Genomic DNA, 561 nt, shown 5'->3' on the forward strand with positions numbered 1-561 from the left:
GCGGCAGCTGTTGCTGCCTGAAAGCGATCCGGGCGAGACCGACGGCATGGCTGAGCCGCATCGCCTGCAACTGCTTGGCGACTGGCGCGGCGCCGCCGCGCTCTGGGCGAACATGGACGCTCCCTTCGAACGGGCGCTTGCCCTGCTGCAAGGAGACGAGGCCGCGCGGCGCGAGGCGCTCGATATTTTCGAGGTGCTCGGTGCAAGGCCGGTGGCGCAGCATGTGCGCGGCCTGATGCGGCAGAGCGGGCTGATCCACATCGCCAGGGGCCCGAGGCAGGCGACGCGCGCCAACCAGGCCGGCCTCACGCAGCGCCAGATGGAAGTCCTGCAGCTGATCGAGCGAGGCTTTTCCAACAAGAAGATCGCCGCGCATATGGCAATCTCGCCGAAGACAGTCGATCACCATGTTTCGGCGGTGCTGGAGAAGCTGGAAGCCGTTTCGCGCGGCGAGGCGGCAGCCGCGGCGCGTGCGTCCGGACTGGTGTGACCGTCAATCGATAGGAAAGCCTAAGTCTGGCGCCCCACTGGGATCATGGAAACGTTGGCGCTGCCCCTCAT

1 protein-coding gene is annotated in these 561 nt (G+C 66.8%); it reads left to right on the top strand.

What is annotated here, in order from left to right:
- The coding region (locus EN808_RS35100) for a helix-turn-helix transcriptional regulator (protein WP_245525196.1) at nt 1-490 on the top strand (490 nt) is incomplete at its 5' end.
- Nucleotides 491-561 lie beyond the last annotated feature (71 nt).

The sequence above is a fragment of the Mesorhizobium sp. M8A.F.Ca.ET.165.01.1.1 genome (genome assembly GCF_004792065.1).
GTDB lineage: Bacteria > Pseudomonadota > Alphaproteobacteria > Rhizobiales > Rhizobiaceae > Mesorhizobium.